Raw genomic sequence first — 3368 nt, 5'->3', positions numbered from 1 at the left:
ATGAGGCGCCGCAAGGCGAGGTCGAGATCACGCTGGCACAGATCTGGGCCGAGCTTCTCGGTGTGGAGCGGGTCGGACGCCACGACCACTTCTTTGCGCTCGGCGGGCACTCGCTCTTGGCGGTGCAGCTGATCAGTCGAGCACAAAAAGCAGGGCTGACGTTTAGCGCTGCCGACCTCTTCCAAGCCCCTGTTCTGAGGGAGCTCGCATCGAAGATTCATTTGAAGCGACAGCCCAGCAGTCCGCAAGTGATTTCCGTTCTGGAAACGGGATCACAGCCACCTCTCTTCTTTGTTCCCACAGGATTGGGCGATTGTTCCTATGTCCCCGCCCTTGTGAAGGAAATGGACGTCGACTGTCCGGTCTATGCTTTGCCATGGCCGCATTTCGACGACGAACGTCCACTAACTCTTGAGGCAATAGCGGCGGAAGTAATGCTAGCAGTTAGAGAGATCCAGCCACATGGACCGTATCGCTTTGCTGGATACTCATCTGGGGCAATCTTGGCTTACGCGATTGCGCAGCACTTAGTGAATCTGAATGAAGCTGTGTCATTCATGGCCTTCATGGATGCTGCGTTACCTGCAAATCGACGAAGCTTATCGCCGACCCAAATGGCACGGGAAGTGCTGCTGGATTCTATGGAATTCTTGGAAGATGACAGCTTCCAGGTCTTAGAACGATTTGCTGCAAACAGCTCGATTGGCCAACTGATTCAAAAGGCACAGCAAATTGGGGCGATACCCCAGGACCGTGATCTAGAAAGCCTTCTTCTGACGTATGAAAAGGCCGCGCAGTTCCAAAGGGCACTGGACTTGTATGAAGCTCCATCTCTTGGAATCGAGATCAACCAGTTTTATGTCAACGGACCTGTCCGCAGCCGTCGTGCACGAGGTTCAATAGGTCAGGAAGCAAGTTCGCCGTTGCGGGGGTGGGACAGGGTTTTGCGTGCTGAAGCCATTCACGCCGTGTCCGTTCCGGGTGACCACACGACGATGATGAACACCCCAGAAAACCGCCGAGTTCTGGCTCGATGCCTTTTGATAGCCTTGAACAATTCACCAGACCGTCGGCGGCAATCGCAGGTGCCGCCGAGCTAACCTTGTTCGGGCATCGATTGGGAGCGGCGGCCATGATCTGGGATGTGGAGCAGGCCCACGCTTTGAACACCAGTGAGTTGGCGACGTGGTAAAACTCTGAGGGGCCTTCTCGGAGGAAGCCGCCGCGCAGCTGGCAGACTTGGAGAATCCGCGATCACTGAGGCCGAGCGGTTGCGGGCTGACAAGGGATGGTACCGCAGGTGCCGCGGGTCCCGCAACCGGGCAGTCTTCGATTGCAGAACAGGTAAGCTCCCAAAATTTGCAGACGAGAGCAGCGAATAAAATCCAGCTCTGCTCAATTATGTCAAGTCATCAGTGATGCTAAATAATGTCGACATTTATAACTCGGAGGTCGGTCGTGCCGTTCTCGTCGGTTGACGCCAGTCGATGCCTTCCAGCCGCATTGATAGTTATTCACTGTCTAGAAGAGGCTGGCGGAATGATGTCACCGACATGGTTAAGGCCACTGCTGACGGGCGTGTTTCACGCGCAGGATTGTCACCACTTCATCGCTGGCGCGATAGAACACAATGTAGTTGCGGTGAACGATCATTTTGCGTGTGCCACGAACTCGGCCGGGCTTTGTCAAGTTGACGAACGTAGACTGTACGCGTACCCGGTAACGGTAGTTACCGATATTAAATAGCCTTACCGATCGAGGCAGTTCCAGTCCAACTGTACCATGTGGCGAAGCGTTCCTGGAGTGCGGCACGGTGACTTGCCGCTTTCATTCGATGTCTGGGGAAAGCAAAGTGATGCCGGCTCGGGCCGAACCGTGAGAGAAACGCCTGAGCGCGACGCGCATCGCGAAAGCCGAGCATCTGGCGTTCGCGTCTGCGGGTCGGCTGGTGGCTATTCTCGGCGCGGTTATTCACGCGCGCAACCGCCTTGACGAAAACGTGCTTCACGTGAGCGAGCTCTGGAATCTCGGACTTCACTGCCGGATAGCTGCGTAGCTGGTCAGTGACAATCCTGCGCGGCACCGGGTTTGATCGCAGCACTCGCTGGAAGAAGCGCTTGGCTGCGGCCTTGTCGCGTCGTTTTTGCACCAGAACGTCGAGTTCAGTGCCATGCTCATCGAGCGCGCGCCACAGCAGATACGGCTCCGCGCGCAGCGTCACGAACATCTCATCCAGATGCTATGTGTTGCCCCGCTTGCGCCGCGCCGTCTTTGCACGCTAGGCGAGTTCAGCGCCGAACCTGTCGCACCAGCAACGGATTGTTTCGTACGTGACGACGACACCACGCTCGAGCAACAACTCCTCGATATCGCGCAGGCTCAGGCTGAACCGGAAATACCAGCGAACCGCGCAGCTGATGACGATGGCAGGGAAGCGGTGACCGTGATAAAGCGACTATCTTTTCTTCATCGCTTCATTCTACCCCCGCTCCTGCGTCAACCTGACAGAGCCGCTGCCCGGACTCACCGCAATGGCCCGCGCCATTGGCATGGACCTGCACGGCTCAACCGTCAGTCTGGACGGCGTCTACGACTGCCGGGCCAACCGCAAGGCGATCTTCAATCGCGGCATGATCCCGAACATCCGGGAGAACCCGCGTGGGCGCAAAACACCGAAGCGCGGCCGCAAGCAGCGCTTTGATCCGCCCGTCTTCGAGGAGCGCTTCCGGACCATCGAGCGGCTCTTCGCCTGGGAAGACAAGTTTCGCCGCCTGCTGCTGCGCTTCGAGCGCCTGAGCCTGGTCCACTACGCATTCAAGACACTCGCCTACACGATGATCAACCTGCGGCACTATTGCCGCACCTGATCTCATGCCCAGGACTGGCGCAGCATCATCGGCGCTTTGCTCCGCGCCGCGATCGCGCTCGACCACCTGGTCCCTGCACCTTCGCATACCGAAACATATCGTCGCATCTTCAACATGCCGTGCCCGACATCGATTTGCGCCTCAGGTTTGTTCGTCTGCTCCGTGCATAATCACCGTCGAAACTAATCTTACTGTGTCACATAATCAGTTATGCAGCCTATTACCGTACAGGAAGAATGCCATCGTTGCATGAGCCGTAGTCCAAGCAGGATACGCAACGTGGTAATGGAATCAGGAGCGTGGCGTTGCGCGCGCTGGACTGCCTCGTGGGATGTAATCCGGGGGAAGGGCAAGCATCGCGCGTTCCGGGAAGTTTTTTTATCGCGCTCATCCGAGCGCATCCTGAGTCGCTGAGCCATCAGAAACCCATATGCAGCGATACTCAGCGTGGCGTGGTGGTGGAAGCCACGCCAGCCTCGCCCTTCGTAATGGCCGAGCCCG

At 57.3% G+C, this 3368-nt stretch carries 2 protein-coding genes and 3 pseudogenes; 2 read left to right on the top strand and 3 right to left on the bottom strand.

From position 1 onward, the window contains the following. Nucleotides 1-1100, top strand: a 1100-nt coding sequence (locus tag AB3X94_RS41380; RefSeq protein WP_368594359.1) for a thioesterase domain-containing protein, incomplete at its 5' end; no start/stop codon positions are given. 457 nt (nt 1101-1557) lie between these two features. Here AB3X94_RS41380 and AB3X94_RS41375 read toward each other — a convergent pair. Both AB3X94_RS41375 and AB3X94_RS41370 read right to left on the bottom strand, forming a co-directional pair. After that, a pseudogene (locus AB3X94_RS41375) lies at nt 1558-1689 on the bottom strand (type II toxin-antitoxin system RelE/ParE family toxin); the annotation flags it as partial. Nucleotides 1690-1738: 49 nt separating this feature from the next. After that, a pseudogene (locus tag AB3X94_RS41370) lies at nt 1739-2425 on the bottom strand (IS6 family transposase). A gap of 106 nt (nt 2426-2531) precedes the next feature. On the opposite strand from AB3X94_RS41370, the gene AB3X94_RS41365 reads away from it, so the two are divergent. Then, nucleotides 2532-2867, top strand: a complete 336-nt coding sequence (locus tag AB3X94_RS41365; RefSeq protein ID WP_368594360.1) for a transposase — start codon at nt 2532-2534, stop codon at nt 2865-2867. A gap of 291 nt (nt 2868-3158) precedes the next feature. Here the strand turns inward: AB3X94_RS41365 and AB3X94_RS41360 are convergent. Beyond that, nucleotides 3159-3368: pseudogene (locus tag AB3X94_RS41360) on the bottom strand (IS701 family transposase); the annotation flags it as partial.

It is taken from the genome of Paraburkholderia sp. BR10923 (genome assembly GCF_040948765.1).
GTDB lineage: Bacteria > Pseudomonadota > Gammaproteobacteria > Burkholderiales > Burkholderiaceae > Paraburkholderia > Paraburkholderia youngii.
This window is presented reverse-complemented; position numbering and strand designations above follow the sequence as displayed.

Coding starts and splice junctions, on each gene's coding strand:
- AB3X94_RS41365 (WP_368594360.1), top strand. CDS start 2,532: ATGGCCCGCGCCATTGGCATGGACCTGCACGGCTCAACCGTCAGTCTG.